This window comes from Spirillospora sp. CA-128828 (assembly GCF_050945415.1).
Taxonomy (GTDB): domain Bacteria; phylum Actinomycetota; class Actinomycetes; order Streptosporangiales; family Streptosporangiaceae; genus Spirillospora.
The window spans coordinates 8,563,709-8,585,976 of the sequence record NZ_CP191986.1 but is presented as its reverse complement, the minus strand read 5'-3'; the positions used below and the strand labels follow the sequence as shown (position 1 = coordinate 8,585,976).

Genomic DNA, 22,268 nt, shown 5'->3' with positions numbered 1-22,268 from the left:
CCACCCTGGTCGCCGGGCTTGAACATCTGGCTACCGCAGTTGTCACAAGACACGGGAATAGCACCCCTTTTGCTGGTGTCCGCGACCCGAGGCCGTGGACAGGTGGATTTTTCACGTCGGCAGCCCGAGGCTGCCGGCCGACACCCGACTCCCTTGGAGTTCGGTGCTGATCACGAATCTAGGGACGTTCGGCGAGTGAGAAATCTGTCATTCTTACCGGCGACGAAATTCCGCTTCGGGCCGAGTTCACCGGAAAGACCGGCCGGTGCCTGCGCCTGCATCCGTCATGGGTGCTTGAGTTTCCGTTCGGCCGTGTACGGGGTTCACCGAAGTGCCGCCATCATTTCGGCGAGGCACGGAAAGCGGTTATTGTTGATCTTGCTCGCGAAGGCGGAGATGGGGAGTCCCATTCCTGTGTGGCTCGGAATGCCGGCCTGTCGGGCACTCGACCTGCTGAAGAGCGGCGGCATTCCGTCCTGAGATAAGAGCACGATCGATCGTGCGATCTTGAGGAGGTGCGCCGAATGCTCCACGGGCGCGAGGAGGAACAGGCGCTGCTCCGCCGGATGTCGGCGGAGGGCCGCGCAGGCCGGGGAAACGCTCTCGTCCTGCGTGGGGACGCGGGTATCGGCAAGTCGGCGTTGCTGGAGTTCTGCGCCGAGCAGGCGGACGCCGCCCGGGTCCTTCGCGGCGCGGGTATCGAGGCAGAGGGACGACTGCCGTTCGCGGCGCTGCACCTGCTGCTGCAGCCCGTGGCGGATCGCATCGGTGCCCTGCCGCATGCGCAACGCGCGGCCTTGGGCGACGTGCTGGGGGCGCGACCGCAGACGCCGGAGAGCATTTCCGCGAAAGGAATGGCGCTACTGGCGCTCTTGACCGACATCGCGGCCGACGGCCATCTTCTCGTGCTGATCGATGACGCCCAATGGCTGGACCGGTTCTCCGCCGAGGTCCTGCTGTTCGCCGCTCGCCGACTGCGCGCCCAGGGCGTGACGATGATATTCGCAGGTCGTGGAGGCCCCCCAGAGTTCCCGTCCCCGGGAATCGCCTCGCGGACGCTGGAGCCGCTGGACGCCGCGGCCTCGGCGGAGCTTCTCGCCGACCTCCATCCGGCCCTGGTCGCTCCGGTGCGGGAGAGGATCCTGTGGGAAGCGGCCGGCAACCCCATGGCATTGGCCGGGCTGTCCGGAGCGCTTACGGACCGTGAACGCCTCGGTGGCGTCTTCCCGCCGATCGGGCCGTTGAGCGGTCCACGGGTTCCGGGAACCGTACGGGAGGTCTTCCAGGCGCGGGTCACCGGCCTGCCCCGCGCCACCCGGAGCCTGCTTCTCCTCGCGGCGATCGACGACAGGGGCGATCTGGGCGTTCTGGTCAGGGCCGGACATCTGCTCGGCGTCTCCGTCGAGGATCTCGAACCCGCCGAGCACGGTGGACTGATCGAGCTAGGCGACCGGTCCCTGGCCTTCCGGCATCCGCTCGTGCGGGCCGTCGTCCGCGAGACCTCGTCCCTGCCGCAGCGTCTGGCCGCGCACAACGCGCTCGGCGCGGCCTACGAGGGTGAACTGGACGGTGACCGGCGGGCATGGCACCTGGCGGCAGGCGCCGTCGACGCCGACGAGGAACTCGCCGCCCTGCTGATGCGGACCGCCCCGCGTGCGAGGGCGCGAGGCGGACCCGGCGCGCTGGCCGCCGCGTTCGAACGCGCCGCCTCTCTCACCCCCGACCCGTCGGTCAAGGCGGACCGGCTGGCCGCCGCCGCGAAGGCGGCGCTCGACGCCGGACAGCCCGACTGGGCGACCTCCCTGGTGAGCGGTGCCGCGCCGTTGCCGCGGCGTCCCGTCACGCGCGGCCGGCTGGCCCTGGTGAACGCGACTCTCGCCTACCGGCGGGGGGCGCCGGCGACGGCGGCCCGGGACCTCCTGCGGCTGGCCGGCTCCATCAACGGGGACGCGCCGTCGCTGGCGGTGACCATGCGCGCGAACGCCATGCGCTACGCGGTCCTCGCGGACGACCTGCCCGCGGCGGATCAGGCCATGGCGGCGCTGGCCTCGCCGTCCGCGGTCGCCGCCGCCGAGGTGGGAATGGTCAGTGCCGCCATGGCGGTGCGGCACATCATCGCCGGAGACCCGCTCCAGGGACTCCCGCACCTGCGCGAGGTGATCAGCAGAGCGCGTGCGGCGAACGGCGAGGCCAGGTTGAAGCTCCTGGGCGCTCACGCGGCCCATGCGGCCGGTGATGACGATGCCGCCTTCGAGCTCGCGGACGCGCTGACCCGGCGGTGCCGCGACGACGGCGACCTCGGCCTTCTGCCGGAGGCGCTGACCTTGCTGGCCATGGCCCGGCTCCATCGCGGCCTGAGCGAGGACGCCCTCGCCGGCGCCACCGAGGGACTGCGGCTCGCCGAAGACACCGGCCAGGAGCACCAGGAGGAACTGCTGCTCGCCGTCAGCGCTCAGCTCGCCGCCGTGACCGGTGAGGACGAACGGTGCCGGGCACTGGCCGCCAAGGCCACCGCAAAGGCCGAAGGCCGGGAGATCGGTTTGGCCGAGTCCTGGGGCACCTACGCGCTCGGCTTGGCCGACCTGGGGCTGGGGCGGCACGCGGACGCGGCCGGGAAGCTGGAGGCGATCTCCGGCACACGCTGGATACGCAGCCCCTTCCTGATCAACGGCTTCGGCGCCGATCTGGTGGAGGCGACCGCGCTGGCGGGACGGCCCGGGGACGCGGCGGAGGCCCTGGAGGCTCTGGAGACCTGGGCTTCCCGCATCGACCAGCCCTGGGCCCGTGCGGTGGCCCTGCGCTGCCACGCGCTCGTCCACCCCGCCGACGCCGAGACCAGCTTCGAGAAGGCGGTCGAGCTGCATGCACAGGGCGGCCGGCCTCTGGAGCGTGCCCGGACGGAGCTCCTTTGGGGCCAGTGGCTGCGCCGCGCGAGACGTCCCGGCGACGCCCGCCCCTGGCTGCGTTCCGCGCTGGAGACCTTCGAGACGATCCGCGCCGCACCCTGGGCGGCCCGCGCGCGGACGGAGCTGAGCGCCGCGGGCGAGCGCTTCCGCCCGCGCGACGCCGAAGGCGGTCCGTTGTCCCGCCTGACCTCCCAGGAGATACGGGTGGTGCGGTTGGCGGCCGGCGGAGCCAGCAACCGTGAGATCGCGGCACAGCTGTTCCTCAGTCCCCGCACCGTCGCCTACCACCTCTACAAGGCGTTCCCGAAGCTCGGTGTCAGTTCCCGCCGCGAGCTCAGGAGGTTCCAGGGGCAAGGTTCGGACGCCGACGCCTCCGCCCGCGTCGCACCGGACCCGGCGGCCTGATCGCACACCCCGGCGTCGGCGAACCGGCGCCGCGTGAAGGACTGCTTTGGAACGCTCGGTCAGTCGAGGCAGAACTCGTTGTCCTCGGGATCGGTCATCAGGATGTGGCCGGCGCCGAGCGGGGGAGCGGGCTCGTAGCGCTTGAGGCGGGTGGCGCCATGGGTGACGAGCCGCTCGGCCTCCGCCTCCAGGGCCGCCATGCGCGCGTCGCCCTGGAGGCCGGGTGCGGCTCGCACGTCGAGGTGCAGGCGGTTCTTGACCTGCTTGCCCTCCGGCACCCGCTGGAAGAACAGCCGCGGGCCGGAGCCTTCGGGGTCGACCACCGCCGAGGCGTCATTGCGCTTCTCGGGCGGAACGCCCATCGCCTCCAGCGCCTGGTCCCACGACTCGAAGCCCCCCGGCGGGTCCTGCAGCCGGTAGCCGAGGGCCTCGGCCCAGAACGCGGCCAGGGCGGCCGGGTCGGCGCAGTCGAAGGTGATCTGAATCTCGCGTGTCATGGTTCCGAGTTTCCCGCCTATAGCGGACAGAACCGTTCCGTGATCTGTAGGACGATGAGCCGGTGACTGTTGAGGGGACGACCGAGCGGGTGCTGCGGTTGCTGGGACTGCTGCAACGAGGGCGGTCCTGGACGTCCGCCGAGCTCGCCGCCGAGCTGGGGGTCACCGACCGCTCGGTGCGCCGCGACGTGGAGCGGCTGCGCACGCTCGGCTACCCGGTGCACGCGGTGGCGGGAGTCGGCGGCGGGTACCGGCTCGGCGCGGGCACCCGGCTGCCGCCGCTGCTCCTCGACGACGAGGAGGCGATCGCCACGGCGGTGTCCCTGCGGCTGGCGTCGGGGGGCACGATCGCGGGGGCGGGAGAGGCGGCGCTGCGGGCGCTCGCCAAGCTCGACCAGGTGATGCCGCCCCGGCTGCGCGCCGAGGTGCGGGCGGTGCACGGCGCCACCGCGACCCTGGTCGGCCCCGGGGTCGAGATCGACGCGGAGGTGCTGGTGACGCTCGCGCGGGCCTGCCGCGACGCCGTCCGGGTGCGGTTCCGCCACGCCGGCCGGGACGGCGAGGAGCGCGAGCGCACGGTCGAGCCCGTGCGGATGGTCACCACCGGCCGCCGCTGGTATCTGATGGCCTGGGACGTCGACCGCGACGACTGGCGCACCTTCCGGCTGGACCGGATGCGCGCGGTGGCGGCGACGACCTGGCGCTTCCGGCCGCGGGAGCATCCCGACCCGGTCGCCTACGTGCAGCGGTCCGTGACCGAGGCGCCGTACCGGTACGTCGCCCGCATACGGGTGCACGCCGAGCCCGACCGGGTGCGGGAGCTGATGCCGCCCCAGGTGGGCCGCGTCGAGGACGGCCGCGACGGCTGGTGCGTGCTCGTCGTCGGCGCGGAGGACCTGGACCTGCTCGCCGTGCACGTCGTCCGGCTGGGTTTCGAGACGGAGGTGCTGGAGCCCCCGGAACTGCGGGAGGCCGCCGCCCGCCTCGCCCGCCGCCTCGACGCTTTGTCCGGCACCGACTGACCTCAGGCCGTGGCGGTGACCTTTAACTTTCTTTCTTGCCGAGGGCGTGCCGAACAGGTAGAGCACGAGTCTTCACCTGGGTGGGGAACGCCTGATCAGGCTCGTTGCAGGCCATCGAGCAGTTTCTCCAGAAGATCCCGGTCGGTGTGGTCCGCCGCGGTGCGCGGCGCTCGTGTCGTCATCGCCCCGCAGTGCACCAGGTCGGCGAGGAGCACCTTGGCGACCACCACGGGAAGCCGCAGATGCGCCGCGACCTCGGCGACGGAGATCGGGCCGCGGCACAGGTCGACGGCCCTGGCGTGCTCCGGGTCCAGGCCCGCCGGACGGTGCCCGGTCGCGGCGACCAGGGACAGCAGGGTCAGCTCGACGGCCGGGCGGGTGCGGCCGTCGATCACCGCGTACGGGCGCACCAGCGGCCCGGCGGCGTCGTCGAGCCAGAACTCGCCCACGCCGGCCGTCATGCCGGCCGATCCGGCCGGCCGGTGGTGACGGCCGACCGCGCCGCGGTGTCCAGGAAGGGCCGGACGGCCTTGATCAGCCGGGCCATCTCGAAACCGACCACGGCAGGGTCGGCCTCCGCCCGCGCCAGCACCGCCAGCACGGAATTGAAACCTGCCCAGGAAATGTACAGCTGGCTGGACCTGAGTTCCGCAATGACCTGCCGCACCTCATTGCTCTCGTCGAACTTCGTTCCGGCGCTACGCGCGATGGAGAAAAGCCCCGACGCGAGCGCAGCGAGCTGTTCCGCACTGGCGCGGTCGAAGCCGTCGGCGGCTTTCATCATGCCGTCGGACGACAGCAGCACGCTGCCGCGAATGACCGGAACCTCCTCGCCCAGCCCCCGCAACAGCCAAGCGAGATCCTGAGCCTGGTTCGGGGAGACACCACTCAACGGACTCTCCTTATCGCTTGTGAGTTTCGTCAGCGCGCGCCATCGGCGCCATCCCTGCCGCGGTCGCTTTCCTCGGCGCCGCGCATCCCCTTCTGGAACGCCGCCATCAAGCCGGGGTCGTGTTCGAGCTCCGGATCGTCCTGCTGCGGCGCCGGAGGGTTGAGCAGTTCGGGGACCAGGCTCGCCTGAGCCTGGCGGCGCGGCAGCCGCGGCCGCTCGCCCGCCGCCTGAACGGGGGAGGACGCGGGGACGGCCTCGGCCCGCGCCGGGCGGGCCTGGACCTCGGCGCCCTCCGCCTCGTCACCGATCTGCCCGCTCGGGATGACGACGACGGCCTGCGTACCGCCGTAGAGATTCCCCTGGAGCCGGACGCGGACATTGTGGCGGCGCGCGAGCGCGGAGACCACGAGGAGCCCGATGCGCCCCTCCTGCAGCAGCTCGCCGGTCTGGACGTCGTCGGCGCCGGCGAGCAGGTCGTTCAGCCGCCGCCGGTTCTCCGGCGGGATGCCGAGGCCGCGGTCCTCGACCTCGATGGCCAGGCCCGCGGCGACGTCCTCGACGCGGATGAGCACCTGCGTGGGCGGCGCGGCGAACCTGGTGGCGTTCTCGGCGAGTTCCGCGAGGAGGTGGACGATGTCCGCGACCGCGTTGCCCTGCAGGGTCCCCTCGACGGGTGGCACGACCTTGACCCGGTCGTAGTGCTCGACCTCGGCGATGGCGGACCGCAGCACCTCGTACACGGTCACCGGCCGGCTCCACTGGCGGCGGGACGCGGCGCCGCCGATCACGGCGAGGCTTTCGGCCTGGCGGCGCATGCGGGTGCTGAGGTGGTCGACCCTGAACAGGCCCTTGAGGAGATCGGGGTCCTCGACCTGGTTCTCCAGCTCGTCCAGGCCCTGGATGGTCCGGTGGGCCAGTGACTGCATCCGGCGGGCGAGGTTGACGACGACGTCGACCCGCTGGTCCGCGCCCCCGGCGGAGGCGTGGTTCGCGGCGTCGAGCACGGCGTTCCACGCCTCGCCCTGCGCCTTCCGCAGTTCACCCGCGAGCCGCAGGAACGGGTCGCCGGGGTCGGTGGCCGGGGAGTCGCCGACCGGCAGGACGACTTCGCCGGCGCTGAGCCGTGCCGTCAGCTCCCGCAGGCCGTGCCGGCCGCGGGTGACCAGGAGCCACAGCTCGCCGAGCCGGCGATGCACGTCCTCCTGGTCGCGGACGGACAGCCGCGCGTGCTGCCGGTGGACGCGGCGGGTCGCGAGGTCCGCCGACAACGCGGCGGCACCCATGATGATCAGGGTTCCCGCGCCGGCCGCGACCAGCACCGGCTGCGTCGTCCGGGTCGCGGGGTCGCCGGTGTAGAGCACCGCCACGACGGCGACCCCGAGGAGCGCCACCGCCGTCGCGGGAAGGACGAAGATGCCCGGGTGGAAGCCGCGCACGCCGATCGGGCGGGGCGCGCCGTGGGCGGGCGACCCGCCGTATCGCCGGCCGCCCGGGCGTCCAGCGGCAGAAGATCGGGGGAAGTGAGGCATCGGCGTCCTCGGTGCGTTCGACGACAGGACACATTGCTCAGTAATGCGTACTTGACGCGTACAGTCCGTATCTAGGCTGACACAGTGCTCGATCGAGGAAGTGTGGATTGCTGAAGTTTCGGAGATACCGGAGTGCAATCAAGTGTCCTGTCCCGAAATGCCCACTTCTTCCGAAACTTGCGAACTGAAGGTCCATATTAAGAATGCGGAGAAGTCGAAGATCGCCAATCAAAGATCGAACCTTCCGGAAACGAAGATCATAATTCCCTGGACCTCCGTATATGCGACCGCCGCCCGCTGCGTGTCCCGGGTGAGAGGTCCTGGCGCGCCTCGGTGCCGCGCGGTCACACGGGCGGTCGCCGCGGCATAAATTCTTTGCGCGGTGGGCCGCCGCCTGCCTAGGTTCGTCTCGTGGGACGCACGGTCATCGTCGGCGACATCCACGGTTGCTTTGACGAGCTGCTGGAACTGCTCGAAAAGATCGGTCTCCGCTCGGACGATCTCCTGGTCAGCGTGGGTGACCTGGTCGATCGCGGGCCCTCGCCCGGGGAGGTGACCCGGCTTTTCCGCGAGCGTCCGAACTCGGTCGCGGTCATGGGCAACCACGAGCGCAAGCACGTGCGCGGGATCTTCTCCTATGCGCAGGAGATCACGCGATTGCAGTTGGGCGACCGGTACGCCGAGACGGTCGAGTGGATGCGGACGCTGCCGTACTACTTCGAGGACGAGCATGTCCGCGTGGTCCACGCCGCGATGCTGTCCGGAATCCCGTTGGCCGAGCAGAAAGAGGAGATCCTCTCCGGCACGACCAGCGGCCAGCGGGAGCTCACCGCGCTTTTCCCGGACGGCCACTGGCACGACCACTACACCGATGCCAAGCCGGTCGTGTTCGGCCATCACGTGACCGGACATGAGCCGCTGATCCGCGATGCGCGGATCTTCGGCCTGGACACCGGCGCCTGCCATGGCTGGAACCTGACCGCGCTCTGCGTGCCCGGATTCACCGTTCACTCGGTGGAGGCGCGCGCCGATCATTGGTCGAACGTCAGGCGGCAATGGCAGTTGCCCGTCCTGAAGTCCAGGTCCTGGTGCGACTTCACCTGGCCGGAACTCGCCGCGGAGCTGGCCATGGCGAATGCCAAGTTCTCGTCGACGGCCGACGCCGAGGCGCGCGGCTGGCTGGACGCGGTCGAACAATGGGCGGCGGATCTGCGGTCGTCGTTCCCCGCTTTGGTCGTGGCGGCGCGTCAAGCCGCCGACGGGTGCACCAACGACGAGCTGCGGCGGCATCGCGCGGCGCGGTTCCTCTTCCAGGCCCGTGACGGCCGGCTCGACGAGGCCGCCCTGGCCAGGCAGTGCCCGACGCCCGGCAAGACGGCCGACCTGGCAGCCGCGCTCGGCCTGGCGGTGCCCGAGTCTCCGACGTCCCGGTGACCTGCCGGCCTCCGGCGCCTTGACGCAGGTTAGTGCCGGTGCGAGCGTGAGAATTGATGGTGAAAGGGGGACCCATCATGACGGAAGTCAAGAGCATCGAGAAGCCGGACGAGCGGCGCGACTTCCCCAGGGGGCATCTGGAAGTCGTCAACCTGACGGGCCTGGTCTTCGGTAAGGCGACGTTCGAGCCCGGATGGCGCTGGACGGAGTCGGTCAAGGACATCGCGGGCACCGACCTCTGCGAGGTACACCACAACGGTTACGTCGTGCAGGGCCGGATGCGCATCCAGTCCAAGGAGGGCGCCGACCAGGAGGTCGGGCCGGGCGACGTGTTCGTCGTCCCGCCCGGACACGACGCTTGGGTACTCGGGGACGAGGCTTGCGTGGTGTTCGACTTCGCCGGCGGCATCGGCGAGTACGCGAAGGCCGCGGGCTCCTAGGCGCCGACGGCGCGCAAAGGTCCGCCGCGGGGCCGGGCCGCCCCACCGCGGCCCGGCCCCGCGGCGGCCTACGGAGCGGGGAGCACCGGATCAGGGGAGCCTGTGGCGCTGGTAGTGGCGAGCGACCCGCACGCGGTTGCCGCAGCGGGCGGCCGAGCACCAGCGGCGGCGCGGATGGCCGGGCAGGAAACGCGGCACGGTGCCGCGCGATGTTCTCCAGGGGTTTTGTCGGTGGTGGCCGGTAGCTTTCCGGGCATGTCCCGCTACCGTCTGCAGCCGACGCCCGCTCAGGAGCGGGCGTTGCCGGAGCATTGCGGGCACGCCCGTTTCGTGTGGAACCTGTGCGTCGAGCAGCATGCGTGGTGGCGGCCGGGGCGCGGTTCGGCGCCGGGATTCGCCGAGCAGTGCCGCCAGCTGACGCAGGCCAGGGCGGAGTACGGGTGGTTGCGGGCGGGGTCGGTGACGGTGCAGCAGCAGGCGCTCAAGGACTTCCACCAGGCCATGTCCCACTTCTTCGCCGGCACCCACCGGCGCCCCACCTGGCGCAAGGCCGGACGGCATGAGGGGTTCCGGGTCGTGGCGGTCAAGCCCGCCCATCCACGCACCCGGCACCGGCAAGGTCGTGGGGGTGGACCGGGGCGTGGCCGTGGCTGCGGCGTTGTCGACCGGTGACCTGCTCACTGTGCCCGGCCTGCGGGAGACCGAGCGGGCCCGGCTGGGGCGGCTGCTGCGCAGACTCGCCCGCACCCAGCGCGGCTCGAAGCGGCGGGCCAGGGTCAAGGCCGCGATCGCCCGGTTACGGGCCCGCGAAACCGACCGCCGCAAGGACTGGATCGAGAAGACCTCCACCGGCCTGGCCCGCCGGTTCGACGTGATCGCCGTCGAGGACCTCAACATCGCGGGGATGACCCGGTCGGCACGCGGGACGGTGGAGGCGCCGGGCCGCAATGTGCGGCAGAAGGCCGGGTTGAACCGGGGCATCCTGGCCGCCGGGTGGGGCGGTCTGGTGCGGCGGCTGGAGGACAAGGCGCCCGGACGGGTGGTGAAGATCGATCCGCGGTACACGTCGCGGACCTTCGGAGATCGCCCGCTCATCGCCGCCTTCCTGGACCGCACCTGGAAGGGGCCCGGTAGGTTCGAGGCATGAACGTTCGGCCGACTCTTGAGGACATTCGGCGTGCGCCGAAGGTGTTGCTGCACGACCACCTGGACGGCGGGGTGCGCCCCGCGACCATCGTGGATCTGGCGCGGGAGACCGGGTACGGGGATCTGCCGACCACCGACGCCGGCAACCTGCGGACGTGGTTCGAGGAGGCGTCCAACTCGGGATCGCTCGAACGGTACCTGGAGACGTTCTCCCACACCGTCGGGGTGATGCAGTCCGTCGAGGCGCTCACGCGGGTGGCGTACGAGTGCGCCGAGGACCTGGCGAAGGACGGCGTCGTCTACGCGGAGGTCAGGTACGCGCCCGAGCAGCATCTCCGGGACGGGCTGTCGCTGGAGCAGGTCGTCGAGGCCGTCCTGGACGGCTTCGCCCGGGGCCGCGAGGACTTCGGGATCCGGGTCGGGACGCTGGTCACGGCGATGCGGCACCAGGCGCGGTCCATGGAGATCGCGGAGCTGGCCGTCCGGTACCGCGACGCGGGCGTCGTCGGGTTCGACATCGCGGGCGCCGAGGCCGGGTATCCGCCCACCCGGCACCTCGACGCGTTCGAGTACCTGCAGCGGGAGAACGCGCACTTCACCATCCACGCCGGCGAGGGGTTCGGGCTGCCGTCGATCTGGCAGGCGATCCAGTGGTGCGGCGCCGACCGGCTCGGGCACGGCGTCCGGATCATCGACGACATCGAGGTGGACGGCGACGGGGCTCGGCTCGGCCGGCTCGCCGACTACGTGCGGGACAAGCGGATCCCGCTGGAGATGTGCCCGACGTCCAACATCCAGACGGGCGCGGCGAAGTCGATCGCCGAGCACCCGATCGGGCTGCTGCGGCGGCTGAACTTCCGTGTCACGGTGAACACCGACAACCGGCTGATGAGCGGCACGACGCTGTCGGAGGAGTTCGCCAAGCTCGCCGACGCGTTCGGGTACGGATGGGACGACCTGCAGTGGTTCACGGTGAACGCGATGAAGTCGGCGTTCGCGCCGTTCAACGAGCGGCTCGAACTCATCAACGGCGTGATCAAGCCCGGTTTCGCGCAGCTCAAGTGGAGCGGCGCCCGGCCACTGGCATGATCGGGCCATGACCATCCGTTCCACTGGCGGGCGTGTCGCCGCTTACGCGTGGCTCGTGTTCGCCGTGCTCAACTTCGTGGACCTGTTCGTCGGCATCACCGGTGACCCCGACTACTCGCTGACGACGTTCGCGATCACGTTCCTGCTGCTGTTCGGCTGCGGGATCGCGTACACCGTCGGCCTGCGGCCGATGATCGCCGGCGACGACGAGGGGATCACCGTCCGCAACCCGCTGCGGGACGTCCGGGCGCCGTGGGGCGCGGTGCGCAAGATCGAGGGCAAGAACGCGGTGACGGTGTCCTTCACCGGCCCGGACGGGACGGACCTGGAGACGCGCGCCTGGGTCCTGCAGACGTCGCCTCGGGCGCAGGCCAAGGCAGAGGCGCGCGCGCAGAAGGAGGCCCGCAAGGGCGAGAGCCTCGATCTGCGTGGGCGGACACCGACCAAGTACGCCGCGCAGCAGCTCAACGAGCTCCGTGACCGGCACCGCCCGAAGGCGAGATCAGGTGCGCCGGACAAGGCCGCCGCGGCCAAGGCGGAGGAGCCGGCCACGGGCGAGGTCACATGGTCCCTTCCGGCCGTGGCGGCGGTGACCGTCCCCCTGGTGGTGCTGATCACCCTCGTGGTCGTGGGCGTCGTCAGCTGAGGGCCGCGGAAAGGTCCGCGCGCAGGGCCTCCAGCTCGGAGGCGGCGCGCGCGCGGGTCGCGGTGATGTCGTCGCCGACCGGGATGACGACCTCCAGGTAGCACTTCAGCTTCGGCTCCGTGCCCGACGGGCGGATGACCACGCGGGAGCCTCCGGACAGCCGGAAGCGCAGACCGTCGGTGGGGGGCAGGCCCCCTTCGGGGCGGGCGAGGTCGTCGGCCGACTCGACCCGGTGTCCGCCGAGTGCTCGCGGGGGAGCGGCGCGCAGCCGGGCCATCGCGGCCGTGATCAGGGACAGGTCGTCCACTCTGATCGAGAGCTGGGACGTGGCGTGCAGCCCGTACTTGCGGGCCTGGGCGTCCAGCAGGTCGAGCAGCGTGCGGCCGTCGCGTTTCGCGTCGGCGGCGAGGGCGGCGACGGCGAGGGCGGCGCCGATGCCGTCCTTGTCGTTGACGAGGACGCCGCGGTCGTCGCCGACGCTGTAGCCGAGCGCCTCCTCGTAGCCGAACACCAGCCGGTGCCCCGGGTCGCCCGCCTTCATGATCCACTTGAAGCCGGTCAGCGACTCGGCGAACCGGACCCGGTGCGCGGCGGCGATCGAGCGCAGCAGGGACGACGACACGATCGTGGTGACGACCAGGCGGTCGTCGCCCGTGGTGTGCCGCATGATGTGCTCGGCGAGCAGGCCGCCGACCTCGTCCCCGGTCAGTGCCCGCCAGCCGTCCGGCGACGGGACGGCGACCGCGCAGCGGTCCGCGTCCGGATCGTTGGCGATCACCAGGTCGGCGTTCCGGGCCTCGGCGAGGCTCAGGGCCAGGTCGAGCGCGCCCGGTTCCTCCGGGTTCGGGAACGCGACGGTCGGGAAGTCGGGGTCGGGCTCGGCCTGCTCGGGGACCACGATCGGCGCGGGGAACCCGGCACGGTCGAACGCCGCCAGCAGGACGTCCCGTCCCACGCCGTGCATGGGCGTGTAGACGATCGAGATGCCGCGGTCGCCGCCGAGGTGCAGGGACGACACGGCGTCCAGATAGAGGCCGGCGTCGCGATGGACGGGCCAGCCCTCGCCGAGCGGCAGTCCGTCCACGCGGCCGACGGCGTCGATCGCGGCGGAGATCTCCGCGTCCGTCGGCGGGACGATCTGCGCCCCGTCCGCCCAGTACACCTTGTAGCCGTTGTCGCGCGGCGGATTGTGGCTGGCCGTGACCATGACGCCCGCCACGACGTCGTCGAACGTCCGGGTGACGTGGGCGAGGACGGGGGTCGGGACGGGATCGGCGAACACCTCGGGACGCAGGCCCGCCCCGCCGAGCACGGCCGCCGTGTCGTCCGCGAACCGCCGCGAGCCGTGCCGCGCGTCGAACCCGATGATCACCCGGCCGCCGGCGGGCAGGCACGCGGCGAGGCCCGCCGCGGCGCGCATGACCGTGACCCGGTTCATCCGGTTCGGGCCGGCGCCCAGCTCACCGCGCAGCCCGGCCGTGCCGAACTCCAGCCGGGTGCCGAACCGGTCGGCCAGGGCGGCGTCGTCGCCCTCGTCCAGGATCACCCGGAGTTCGGCGCGGGTGTCCGGGTCCGGGTCCTGCGCCAGCCACTCCTCGGCCCGCGCGCGCAGATCGCTCACAGCTTCGCCAGCACGGTGCCGAGCAGGGTGCCCATGCGGCCGGCGGACGCGCGCCCCGCCGCGAGGACCTCCTCGTGGTCGAGCGGCGCGTCCGACAGCCCGGCCGCGATGTTGGTGACCAGGGAGATCCCGAGCACGTCGGCGCCGCCCCGCCGGGCCGCGATCGTCTCCAGCACGGTCGACATGCCGATCATGTCGGCGCCGAGCGTGCGCAGCATCCGGATCTCGGCGGGCGTCTCGTAGGTCGGGCCGCGGAACGCCGCGTACACGCCCTCGGACAGCGTCGGGTCGATCTCCCGGGCCAGTGCGCGCAGCCGTCCCGAGTACGCCTCGGTCAGGTCCAGGAACGTCGCGCCGGTCAGCGGGTTCGCGCCCGACAGGTTCAGATGGTCGGAGATCAGCACCGGGTCGCCCACGCGCTGGTGCTCGGGCCGCAGCCCGCCCGCCGCGTTGGTGAGCACCATCGTCGTCACGCCGGCCGCCAGGGCCGTCCGGACGGGATGCACGACCGCGTCGACACCGCGCCCCTCGTACAGGTGCGTCCGGCCGAGGAACACCAGCGCGCGGCGCCCGCCCACCTCGACGACCCGGATCCGCCCGGCGTGGCCCTCCACGGCCGGGGGCGCGAACCCGGGCAGGTCGGTCACCGTCAGCTCGGCGACGGGCTCCCCCAGCTTGTCGGCCGCCGGAACCCAGCCGGATCCCATCACGAGGGCGACGTCGAAGGAGTCGATGGACGTGCGGGCGCGCAGCTCCGCGGCCGCGTCCTGCGCCAGTGCAAAAGCGTCGTTGCTCACATCGCCGACACTACAACCGGGTCCCTCACGCCCCGCGATGCCCACCTGGGGGCGACCCCCAGACCCCCGTGACGCGACTGACGAACGCCCCCGGCTCCGCCGGCGCTACGCCGAGAACGCTCGTCAGTCGCCGAGCGACTTGCAGGGGCGGGTACGCAGGTCCTTGACGTAGTCGTCGGGCGCGCCGGCCTTCTCGGCCGCTTCCGCGAGGATGCCGAGGTAGCGCGCGGACGGCAGCCCGCCCTCGTAGTCGTCCAGGACGTACAGCCAGCACAGCGCGTCGCCGTCGAGCGTCTGCACCCGGATCCTGATCTTGCGGTAGACGTCGAGCGCGGCGCCCTCCCAGGCGTCGAGCTCCTTCTCGTCCCACGCGGGCACGTCGTACATGACGACGAAGACCTGCTCCGAGTCGTCCTCGACGACCGTCGCGAGGGCTCCGTCCCAGCCCTTGTCCTGCCCGCCGAAGGTCAGCCGCCAGCCGGCCAGCCAGCCGGTGCCGCGCATCGGGGAATGCGGAGCCCGGCCGGCCATCTGCTCGGGATCCATGTTGGAGGCGTACGCCGCGTACAGTGCCACGTTGGCCAAGGCTACGCCACCCGTGCTCAGGGGTGTGGGGGTCGTCCCCCAAGGGGACGCGCCACGCTTGCTCAGGGGTGTGGCGGTTGCCCCCACGGGGAACGCGCCACGCTTGTTTCGGGGGTGCGGGGTTGCCTATATGCCTGGTCAGTTCCGGTAGGCGAACGCCCGTTCACCAGGCGATTTCGGTGTGTTCTCGCTCTCCTGTTCGAGGTTCGGCGGTAGGGTTCTTGATATGTCGGGGACGGGGCGGGAGAGGCGGCTGGGTGAGGCCCGGAACGCCCGGTACACCTACCGGCTTCGGTTGTCGGCCCGGGCCGAGCGCGCGTTGCTGGCCGAATGGGATCGGTGCCGGTGGGTGTGGAACCAGTGACTTCGGCCGCTCCAGAGCCAAAGCGATCAAGGACATCAAGGCGCGGTTGCCGGAGCGGCAGCGCGCCGGGATGCCGCGCTTGAAGAGAAAGGACGCGGCGGACCCGACGTTGAACTACACGCGTCGCGGGTTCCGGCTTACCGGTGGCCGTCTGAACCTGGCGGGCGGCGTCGGCGTGACGGTGGTGTGGTCGCGTAACCTTCCGACCGCTCCCTCGTCAGTGCGGGTGTACCGGGACGGCCTCGGCCATTGGTATTGCTCGTTCGTCGTGGCGGCTCAGGTTGAATCGCTGCCCGCGACTGGAAAGGCGATCGGTGTGGACTGGGGCGTGAAGGAACTCGCCACCACCACCAGCGACGCGCACGATCTTCCCCATCCCGGGCACGGCCGCACGGCCGCCGACCGCCTGGCCAGGTACCAGCGGCAGATGGCGCGCCGCCGTGCCCCGAAGGGCGCGCCGGGATCCAAGGGGTACAAACGCGCCGCTCGCCGTACGGCCAAGCTGCACAAGAAGGTCCAGCGGCAACGCCGGGACACGGCCCGCAAATGGGCCAAGCGGATCATGCGCGACCATGATCGGGTCGCGGTGGAGGATTTCCGGCCCAAGTTCCTGGCCCACTCGACGATGGCACGCAAAGCCGCCGACGCGGCCATCGGGGCCGCCAAGCACGAACTGATCAACATGGGCCGGAAGCATGGACGCCAGGTCGCGCTGGTCGACCCCAGGCACACCACCACCGACTGCGCGGGCTGCGGAGCGAGAACCAAGCACAGCCGTTGTCGGAGCGTACTTATACCTGCGTCGCGTGCGGGCATGCGTCTCCTCGAGACAAGAACTCCGCGCAGGTGATGCTGGTCCGGGCCGGTTTCGTCCCGGCCGGTGTTGAGGGCGCAAGACCTGGGAGTCCGCCGGGCTCCCAGGCTGCCTGAGCCGGAAATCCCCGCGAACCCCGTGAGGGGAGGAACCTCCTCCCTGCAGGGTGGGGAGGGATCAATGCCGTGAGTAGGAAAGAATGGATGATGTGACCCGAATCGTGATCATCGGAGGAGGCCCGGGCGGGTACGAGGCCGCGCTCGTCGCGGCGCAGCTCGGCGCCGACGTGACCGTCGTGGAACGGGACGGTCCGGGCGGCGCCTGCGTGCTCACCGACTGCGTGCCCTCCAAGACGCTCATCGCCACCTCGACCCGGATGGCGGTCATGTCGGAGTCGTCCGGGCTCGGGCTCCGCTTCAACGGGGGTCCGGACGGGATCGTCGGCGCCCTTGAGGCGGACATGGCCGAAGTCAACAAGCGGGTGAAGGACCTCGCGCGTGCCCAGTCGTTCGACGTCGCCGAACGGCTCGCCTACGAGGAGGTGAAGATCGTCCGCGGTGAGGCGCGGCTGGTGGAGCCGCATGTCGTCGCGGTCGGCGACCGGCGCATCCGTGCCGACGTCGTGCTCATCGCCACCGGCGCGACGCCGCGGGTGCTGCCGGGCGCGGAGCCGGACGGCGAGCGCATCCTGAACTGGCGCCAGCTGTACGACCTGCCCGAGCTTCCCGAGGACCTGATCGTGGTCGGGTCCGGTGTGACGGGCGCCGAGCTGGCCGGGGCCTACCTGTCGCTCGGTTCGAACGTGACGCTGGTGTCGTCGCGGGACCGGATCCTGCCGACGGAGGACGCCGACGCCGCCGCCGTCCTGCAGGAGGTGTTCCTGCGGCGGGGGATGAAGGTCATGTCGCGGTCCAGGGCCGCGGGGGTGGAGCGGTCCGGGAACGGCGTGATCGTCACGCTGGAGGACGGGACGAAGGTCGAGGGCTCGCACTGCCTCATGACCGTCGGGATGGTGCCGAACACCACGGGCATCGGCCTGGAGGACGTCGGCGTGCGGTGCGACGCGCGCGGCTTCGTGGAGGTCGACAAGGTGTCGCGGACGTCGGTCCCGCACATCTACGCCTCTGGCGACTGCACGGGTGTGCTCATGCTCGCGTCCGTCGCCGGCATGCAGGGGCGCATCGCGATGTGGCACGCGCTCGGCGAGGCCGTGCAGCCGCTCAAGCTGGGCTGGGTCGCGTCGAACATCTTCACCGATCCCGAGGTCGCGTCCGTCGGCGTGACGCAGCACATGGTCGACTCCGGGGACGTCAACGCCCGGACGGTCATGCTGCCGCTGTTCACTAACGCGCGCGCGAAGATGCAGGGCTTCGAGGACGGCTTCGTGAAGCTGTTCTGCCGCCCCTCCACCGGGATCGTGCTCGGCGGCGTCATCGTGGCGCCGAGGGCGAGCGAGCTGATCCTGGGCGTGTCGATCGCCGTCCAGCAGCACCTCACCGTCGACCAGCTGGCGCACACCTTCGCGGTCTACCCGTCGCTGTCGGGCAGCATCACCGAGGCGTCCCGCAGGCTGATGGCCGAGCACGCCTACTAGACGGCGGGTCCGTCCCTACCGTTCGGGCGGGCGCAGGCCGTGCCGGTGCAGGCGGGAGCGGCGCAGGTCGTCCGAGCTGATCGCGACGGTGAGGGTGCTGGCGGCCAGCGCCAGCAGCGGCACCGCCGCCCGCACCCACGCGGGGCCGGGCAGCAGGGCCAGCAGCAGGCAGATCGGCACCATCACGTAGAGATGGCGCAGCAGGATCCGGCCCCGCCAGCCGGCGTCGGTCAGGTCGTGCCGCACCCAGTCGAGGTTGCCGGGCGGCAGCCGGAACCCGAGCGCGTACCGGATCCGCCCGAGCGGGCCGGGATCGCCTGGGAGCCGGGTCATGGGGACGCTCCTCAGAAGCCGCCGAAGTCGCCGCCCCCGCCGCCGCCCCCGAAGTCGCCGCCGCCGAAGTCCCAGCCGCCGCCGATGTCGCCGTCGCCGCCGAACCCGTCGCCGTAGCCCGCGCCGCCCCAGCCGAAGCCGCCGCCCAGCGACGAACCGAGCAAAGTGCCGATCATCATGCCGCTGAGCAGGTCCAGTCCGCCGTAGCCGTAGTAGTAGCCGCCGGCGTAGGGCGCGTACGCGGGACCGGCGTTCCAGTACGGCTGCCGCCCGCCGCCGTACGGGACCATCCGGATGTCGGGGTCGGTCCCGTGCAGGACGGCCTCCGCGTCGGCCGCGCACGCCGGGACGGAGCGGGCGACGCCGCCGGGCGGCGCCCAGGTGACGTCCTGGACGGACGGCCCGTGCTGCGGGTTGAAGAAGCAGGGCGCGCGCCGCTCGGGCACGGGCTCGCCGGCCAGCCGGGCCCGCGTCGCGGTCATGTAGTAGCGGCCGTCCTCCAGCGCGGTCGTGACCTCCTGCATGTCCTGCGGCCGGGCGGCGCGGTCGGTCGCCTCCTTGGCCTTGTCGTAGGAGTTCATGGCGCGTTCGTAGTCGCCGCGGGTGTCGGGATCGAGGTCCTTGTCCATGACGTTCAGGTCGAGGTGGGCGATGTCCTCGCCGAGGACGGTCACGTCCTCCTCCACGCCTTCCTTGAGGTCGGCCATCTGCTGGGCCTCACGTTCCCGGCGCCGCTTCCGGACGTTGACGAGGACCACCGCGACTCCCGCGACCATCAGCACGACCAGGCCGAGCACGACGTATCCGACCGTCGCGCTGGACTTGGAGTCGGCGTCGGCCTTGTTCTCGGCGAGGTTCCCGAACTTGATCAGGCGGTTCTTCAGCGAGTCGCCCTCGGTGCGCGTGACGAACTGGTTGATCTCCGCGCGGTCCAGCTTCTTGGAGATCGCGCCCATCCTGCTGCCGTCGGCGGTGATGGCGACGTAGGTCTGGCCCTTGCCGACGCGTTCCGCTACGGCCGGTAGAAGTTGCTGGACCTCACCGCTTGTCACGTTGTCCCGCACGACGACGGCGCGGATGTCGGCGTCGTTGTCGCCGCCCAGGGACGTCTCGATCTCGTTCCGGTCGGCCTGGGACAGCACGTTGCCCGCCCCGCTCGTCACGTACAGGCGCGAGTCGATGAGGCCCTTGGCGATCTGTCCGACGGTGTCGTCGGCGGCCGCCCGCCGCGCGGCCGCCGGACTGACCGCCTGCGCCGTCGTGCCCCGTGCCGTGGCGGCCGTGGCCTGCGCCGGTGCGGCGTTCGCGGGGGAGGCGAGGGCGAACGCCGGCAGGGCGACGGCGACGATGACCGCCGAGACGGCGCCCCGGCGTGCCGCCCGGACGGCCCGGTTCTCGGTGCTCACGCCTGTTCCCTGAGAGGGGACGGCCCCCGACGACCCCCGCTTCGCTCCGCTCATGCCTCCAGTCTGCCCACGTGAACGGAGCGATGCGTCGTCCGCCCGGCGAATTCACCCCGAAGCGGGATCCTCGGAAGGGCGGACCGGTCAGGAGTCCTTGATCTCGCAGATGACGGCGCCCGCCGATACGGTCTGGCCGACCTCGGCGGCCAGGCCGGTGAGCGTCCCGGCCTTGTGCGCGGTGAGCGGCTGCTCCATCTTCATGGCCTCCAGGACGACGATGGTGTCGCCGGCCGCCACGGTCGCGCCGTCCTCGACCACGATCTTGACGATCGTGCCCTGCATCGGGCTGACCAGGGAGTCGCCCGACGCCTGCGCGCCGCCGCCCTTCTTGCCGCCGCGACGCCTGCCCGGCGCCGCCTTGCCCGCGGCCGGGCCGGCGGCCGACGCGGCGCCGAGTCCGGCGGGCAGGACGACCTCGATGCGCCGGCCGCCCACCTCCACGGTGACGCGCTCGCGCTCGGCGGCCTCCTCCTCGTCGCCGGCTGCGGGCGTCTCGTACGGCGCGATCCGGTTGTCGAACTCCGTTTCGATCCACCGGGTGTGGATGCCGAACGGCGTCTCGTCGTCCGCCGGGACGAACGCGGGATCGTCCAGCACCGCCCGGTGGAACGGCAGGACGGTCGGCATGCCCTCGATGACGAACTCGGCGAGGGCGCGCCGGGACCGCTCGACGGCCTGCCGCCGCGTCGCGCCCGTCACGATCAGCTTGGCGATGAGCGAGTCGAACGCCTGCGGGACGGTCTGCCCGGCGCCGTAGCCGGCGTCCAGCCGGACGCCGGGACCGGTCGGGGGCTCCCACGCGGTCAGCGTGCCGACGGCGGGCAGGAACCCGCGCCCGGCGTCCTCGGCGTTCAGCCGGAACTCGATCGAGTGGCCGCGCAGCTCCGGGTCGCCGTAGCCGAGCTCCTCGCCGTCGGCGATACGGAACATCTCCCGGACGAGGTCGACCCCGGCGACCTCCTCGGTGACCGGGTGCTCGACCTGGAGCCGCGTGTTCACCTCAAGGAACGAGATCGTGCCGTCCTGGCCGACGAGGAACTCGCACGTCCCGGCGCCGACGTAGCCGGCCTCCTTCAGGATGGCCTTGGACGACCTGTACAGCAGTTCGAGCTGCTCGTCCGACAGGTACGGCGCCGGCGCCTCCTCGACGAGCTTCTGGTGCCGCCGCTGGAGCGAGCAGTCGCGGGTCGACACCACGACCACGTTGCCGTGCTTGTCGGCGAGGCACTGGGTCTCGACGTGCCGCGGCCTGTCGAGGTACCGCTCGACGAAGCACTCGCCGCGCCCGAACGCGCCCACGGCCTCGCGGACGGCGGACTCGTACAGCTCGGCGACCTCGTCCAGCGTGCGGGCGACCTTCAGGCCGCGCCCGCCGCCGCCGAACGCCGCCTTGATCGCGATGGGCAGGCCGTGCTCCTCGGCGAACGCGACGACCTCGTCCGCGCCGGAGACCGGGTCCTTGGTGCCGGCGACCAGGGGTGCGCCGACCTTCTGCGCGATGTGCCGGGCCTGCACCTTGTCGCCGAGCGCGGTGATCGCGGCGGGCGGCGGGCCGATCCAGGTCAGCCCGGCGTTCTGCACGGCCGCGGCGAAGTCGGCGTTCTCCGCGAGGAACCCGTATCCGGGGTGGACGGCGTCCGCGCCGGACTCGGCGGCGATCTTCAGCAGCTTCTCGATGTCCAGGTAGCTCTCGGCGGCCGTCTGCCCGCCCAGGGCGAACGCCTCGTCGGCGACCCGAACGTGCAGCGCCTCCAGATCGGGCTCGGCGTACACCGCCACACTGGCCAGCCCCGCGTCGCGGCAGGCACGGGCGATACGGACCGCGATCTCGCCGCGGTTGGCGATCAGGACTTTGCGCACGTGGGTCTCCTCCTCGAACCTCGCAGGCAGTCTAGATAACCGCCCTCGCAGGGTTTCGTAAGGGCCTCCTTATGGGGGATCCGGTCCCGGGCAGCGGGACGTGTCCCCGGGGCCGCGGGCCTTCGTGCGGAAGCGGGTCCGCGGACACTCGGGCAGGTGTACTCTCGGCTCGGATCTTGCTCGCCCACGATCAGCGGGAGAGGCCCATGGTTCGCCCGTGGCCCCGGGCCGGCCTGGCGGTCGTCCTGGCCGCCTGCCTGCTGGCGCCCTCGTCCACCGTGCGCCGGGACGACCCCGTCGTGGAGGACTACGTCACCGAGCAGCTCACGGTTGCCGCGAACACGTACCTGCAGCGCCGCTCCCAGGCCCTCGTGCAGAAGCACGACCGTGACCCGCGGACCACCCCCACGGAGGTCCTCGGCGTGCAGATCTCACCGAGGCTCGTGCGGTCCCAGGAACGGGCCGTCCGCGAACTGGAGGCCCGCAACCGCGCTCCGGTGGCGGGCGGCCCCGCCTACACCGGCGCCCGCACCCGCCTGGACGACGGGCACGCCGTCCGGAGCGGGGACCGCATCATGCTGGAGGCGGTGGAGCACACCGAGATGCGCTACGGCAGAGGCAAGGTCACCCAGTCGGTGCGGCGCCGGTTCGACTTCCGGGCGCGGGGCGAACAGCTGATCATGGTCGGCGAGCGCGTCCTGGACCCCGGCGCGCACCCGGTGAACGACCCGGTCGACGACGGCCGCTGACCGTCCGCGCTTTCCTTCGCATTGGCGAGCGAACCCGCTCTGATAATTCTTTGACGGCCAGTAATTATGTTGGTCACAATCC

22 protein-coding genes are annotated in these 22,268 nt (G+C 71.7%); 11 read left to right on the top strand and 11 right to left on the bottom strand.

The window, feature by feature from the left end:
* Positions 1-524: 524 nt before the first annotated feature.
* Positions 525-3,311, top strand: coding sequence for a helix-turn-helix transcriptional regulator (locus ACQPXG_RS41170; RefSeq protein ID WP_433464567.1), 2,787 nt, complete (start codon positions 525-527; stop codon positions 3,309-3,311).
* A 59-nt stretch (positions 3,312-3,370) separates the two neighbouring features.
* On the opposite strand, the gene ACQPXG_RS41165 is transcribed toward ACQPXG_RS41170, so the two are convergent.
* Positions 3,371-3,808 (bottom strand): VOC family protein, encoded by a 438-nt coding sequence (locus ACQPXG_RS41165; RefSeq protein ID WP_433464566.1) that lies wholly within the window; start codon positions 3,806-3,808, stop codon positions 3,371-3,373.
* Positions 3,809-3,870: 62 nt separating this feature from the next.
* Here ACQPXG_RS41165 and ACQPXG_RS41160 point away from each other — a divergent pair, with 62 nt between their 5' ends.
* Complete coding sequence (locus ACQPXG_RS41160) at positions 3,871-4,830, top strand: helix-turn-helix transcriptional regulator (RefSeq protein ID WP_433464565.1); 960 nt, start codon at positions 3,871-3,873, stop codon at positions 4,828-4,830.
* Between the two features lie 95 nt (positions 4,831-4,925).
* Here ACQPXG_RS41160 and ACQPXG_RS41155 read toward each other — a convergent pair whose 3' ends face one another.
* Genes ACQPXG_RS41155 through ACQPXG_RS41145 form a run of 3 tightly spaced genes read right to left on the bottom strand, consistent with a single transcriptional unit; the run spans position 4,926 to position 7,251 of the window.
* Positions 4,926-5,291, bottom strand: a complete 366-nt coding sequence (locus ACQPXG_RS41155) for a DUF742 domain-containing protein (protein ID WP_433464564.1) — start codon at positions 5,289-5,291, stop codon at positions 4,926-4,928.
* Positions 5,288-5,722, bottom strand: coding sequence for a roadblock/LC7 domain-containing protein (locus ACQPXG_RS41150; RefSeq protein WP_433464563.1), 435 nt, complete (start codon positions 5,720-5,722; stop codon positions 5,288-5,290). Before ACQPXG_RS41150 ends, ACQPXG_RS41155 begins: the two co-directional genes overlap by 4 nt.
* A 29-nt stretch (positions 5,723-5,751) precedes the next feature.
* Positions 5,752-7,251, bottom strand: coding sequence for a sensor histidine kinase (locus tag ACQPXG_RS41145; RefSeq protein WP_433464562.1), 1,500 nt, complete (start codon positions 7,249-7,251; stop codon positions 5,752-5,754).
* A 411-nt stretch (positions 7,252-7,662) separates the two neighbouring features.
* On the opposite strand from ACQPXG_RS41145, the gene ACQPXG_RS41140 reads away from it, so the two are divergent.
* Positions 7,663-8,685, top strand: coding sequence for a metallophosphoesterase family protein (locus tag ACQPXG_RS41140; RefSeq protein ID WP_433464561.1), 1,023 nt, complete (start codon positions 7,663-7,665; stop codon positions 8,683-8,685).
* Between the two features lie 77 nt (positions 8,686-8,762).
* Entirely contained in the window at positions 8,763-9,125 is a 363-nt protein-coding gene (locus ACQPXG_RS41135) for a cupin domain-containing protein (RefSeq protein ID WP_433464560.1), read from the top strand.
* A 90-nt stretch (positions 9,126-9,215) separates the two neighbouring features.
* Here ACQPXG_RS41135 and ACQPXG_RS41130 read toward each other — a convergent pair whose 3' ends face one another.
* Positions 9,216-9,437: a CGNR zinc finger domain-containing protein gene (locus ACQPXG_RS41130; protein WP_433464559.1), complete on the bottom strand. Its 222-nt coding sequence runs from the start codon at positions 9,435-9,437 to the stop codon at positions 9,216-9,218.
* Between ACQPXG_RS41130 and ACQPXG_RS41125 the strand changes: the two genes are divergently transcribed.
* The 4 genes from ACQPXG_RS41125 to ACQPXG_RS41110 are packed head-to-tail and all read left to right on the top strand — an operon-like array spanning position 9,381 to position 12,006.
* Positions 9,381-9,797, top strand: a complete 417-nt coding sequence (locus tag ACQPXG_RS41125) for a helix-turn-helix domain-containing protein (RefSeq protein WP_433464558.1) — start codon at positions 9,381-9,383, stop codon at positions 9,795-9,797. The genes ACQPXG_RS41130 and ACQPXG_RS41125 overlap by 57 nt on opposite strands.
* A complete protein-coding gene (locus ACQPXG_RS41120) occupies positions 9,766-10,272 on the top strand; it encodes a transposase (RefSeq protein ID WP_433464557.1) in 507 nt (168 codons plus the stop codon). Before ACQPXG_RS41125 ends, ACQPXG_RS41120 begins: the two co-directional genes overlap by 32 nt.
* On the top strand, positions 10,269-11,360 hold the full coding sequence (locus tag ACQPXG_RS41115; protein ID WP_433464556.1) for an adenosine deaminase: 1,092 nt from the start codon (positions 10,269-10,271) through the stop codon (positions 11,358-11,360). Before ACQPXG_RS41120 ends, ACQPXG_RS41115 begins: the two co-directional genes overlap by 4 nt.
* 7 nt (positions 11,361-11,367) lie before the next feature.
* Positions 11,368-12,006 carry a PH domain-containing protein gene (locus tag ACQPXG_RS41110; RefSeq protein WP_433464555.1) on the top strand — a complete coding sequence of 213 codons (639 nt, stop codon included), beginning with the start codon at positions 11,368-11,370 and terminating at the stop codon, positions 12,004-12,006.
* On the opposite strand, the gene ACQPXG_RS41105 is transcribed toward ACQPXG_RS41110, so the two are convergent.
* From ACQPXG_RS41105 to ACQPXG_RS41095, 3 genes are all read right to left on the bottom strand, one after another.
* Positions 11,999-13,627: a phospho-sugar mutase gene (locus ACQPXG_RS41105; RefSeq protein WP_433464554.1), complete on the bottom strand. Its 1,629-nt coding sequence runs from the start codon at positions 13,625-13,627 to the stop codon at positions 11,999-12,001. The two genes, ACQPXG_RS41110 and ACQPXG_RS41105, sit on opposite strands and share 8 nt — an antisense overlap.
* Positions 13,624-14,424: a purine-nucleoside phosphorylase gene (locus tag ACQPXG_RS41100; RefSeq protein WP_433464553.1), complete on the bottom strand. Its 801-nt coding sequence runs from the start codon at positions 14,422-14,424 to the stop codon at positions 13,624-13,626. The genes ACQPXG_RS41105 and ACQPXG_RS41100 overlap by 4 nt, the downstream gene beginning before the upstream one ends.
* Before the next feature lie 123 nt (positions 14,425-14,547).
* Complete coding sequence (locus tag ACQPXG_RS41095; protein ID WP_433464552.1) at positions 14,548-15,000, bottom strand: gamma-glutamylcyclotransferase; 453 nt, start codon at positions 14,998-15,000, stop codon at positions 14,548-14,550.
* Positions 15,001-15,452: 452 nt separating this feature from the next.
* Here ACQPXG_RS41095 and ACQPXG_RS41090 point away from each other — a divergent pair, with 452 nt between their 5' ends.
* Both ACQPXG_RS41090 and ACQPXG_RS41085 read left to right on the top strand, forming a co-directional pair.
* Entirely contained in the window at positions 15,453-16,223 is a 771-nt protein-coding gene (locus tag ACQPXG_RS41090) for an RNA-guided endonuclease InsQ/TnpB family protein (RefSeq protein WP_433464551.1), read from the top strand.
* A gap of 172 nt (positions 16,224-16,395) precedes the next feature.
* Complete coding sequence (locus ACQPXG_RS41085) at positions 16,396-17,781, top strand: NAD(P)H-quinone dehydrogenase (RefSeq protein WP_433464550.1); 1,386 nt, start codon at positions 16,396-16,398, stop codon at positions 17,779-17,781.
* A 15-nt stretch (positions 17,782-17,796) separates the two neighbouring features.
* Here the strand turns inward: ACQPXG_RS41085 and ACQPXG_RS41080 are convergent, their stop codons facing one another.
* The 3 genes from ACQPXG_RS41080 to ACQPXG_RS41070 all read right to left on the bottom strand — a co-directional run bounded on the left by ACQPXG_RS41080 (position 17,797) and on the right by ACQPXG_RS41070 (position 21,437).
* Positions 17,797-18,114 carry a DUF5313 family protein gene (locus ACQPXG_RS41080; RefSeq protein WP_433464549.1) on the bottom strand — a complete coding sequence of 106 codons (318 nt, stop codon included), beginning with the start codon at positions 18,112-18,114 and terminating at the stop codon, positions 17,797-17,799.
* An 11-nt stretch (positions 18,115-18,125) separates the two neighbouring features.
* Positions 18,126-19,520 (bottom strand): hypothetical protein, encoded by a 1,395-nt coding sequence (locus ACQPXG_RS41075; RefSeq protein ID WP_433464548.1) that lies wholly within the window; start codon positions 19,518-19,520, stop codon positions 18,126-18,128.
* Positions 19,521-19,661: 141 nt separating this feature from the next.
* Positions 19,662-21,437 (bottom strand): acetyl/propionyl/methylcrotonyl-CoA carboxylase subunit alpha, encoded by a 1,776-nt coding sequence (locus tag ACQPXG_RS41070; RefSeq protein ID WP_433464547.1) that lies wholly within the window; start codon positions 21,435-21,437, stop codon positions 19,662-19,664.
* A 206-nt stretch (positions 21,438-21,643) separates the two neighbouring features.
* Between ACQPXG_RS41070 and ACQPXG_RS41065 the strand changes: the two genes are divergently transcribed.
* A complete protein-coding gene (locus tag ACQPXG_RS41065) occupies positions 21,644-22,186 on the top strand; it encodes a hypothetical protein (RefSeq protein WP_433464546.1) in 543 nt (180 codons plus the stop codon).
* Positions 22,187-22,268 lie beyond the last annotated feature (82 nt).

Coding starts and splice junctions, on each gene's coding strand:
- ACQPXG_RS41170 (WP_433464567.1), top strand. CDS start 525: ATGCTCCACGGGCGCGAGGAGGAACAGGCGCTGCTCCGCCGGATGTCG.
- ACQPXG_RS41165 (WP_433464566.1), bottom strand. CDS start 3,808: ATGACACGCGAGATTCAGATCACCTTCGACTGCGCCGACCCGGCCGCC.
- ACQPXG_RS41155 (WP_433464564.1), bottom strand. CDS start 5,291: ATGACGGCCGGCGTGGGCGAGTTCTGGCTCGACGACGCCGCCGGGCCG.
- ACQPXG_RS41145 (WP_433464562.1), bottom strand. CDS start 7,251: ATGCCTCACTTCCCCCGATCTTCTGCCGCTGGACGCCCGGGCGGCCGG.
- ACQPXG_RS41135 (WP_433464560.1), top strand. CDS start 8,763: ATGACGGAAGTCAAGAGCATCGAGAAGCCGGACGAGCGGCGCGACTTC.
- ACQPXG_RS41125 (WP_433464558.1), top strand. CDS start 9,381: ATGTCCCGCTACCGTCTGCAGCCGACGCCCGCTCAGGAGCGGGCGTTG.
- ACQPXG_RS41130 (WP_433464559.1), bottom strand. CDS start 9,437: ATGCTCCGGCAACGCCCGCTCCTGAGCGGGCGTCGGCTGCAGACGGTA.
- ACQPXG_RS41115 (WP_433464556.1), top strand. CDS start 10,269: ATGAACGTTCGGCCGACTCTTGAGGACATTCGGCGTGCGCCGAAGGTG.
- ACQPXG_RS41110 (WP_433464555.1), top strand. CDS start 11,368: ATGACCATCCGTTCCACTGGCGGGCGTGTCGCCGCTTACGCGTGGCTC.
- ACQPXG_RS41080 (WP_433464549.1), bottom strand. CDS start 18,114: ATGACCCGGCTCCCAGGCGATCCCGGCCCGCTCGGGCGGATCCGGTAC.
- ACQPXG_RS41065 (WP_433464546.1), top strand. CDS start 21,644: ATGGTTCGCCCGTGGCCCCGGGCCGGCCTGGCGGTCGTCCTGGCCGCC.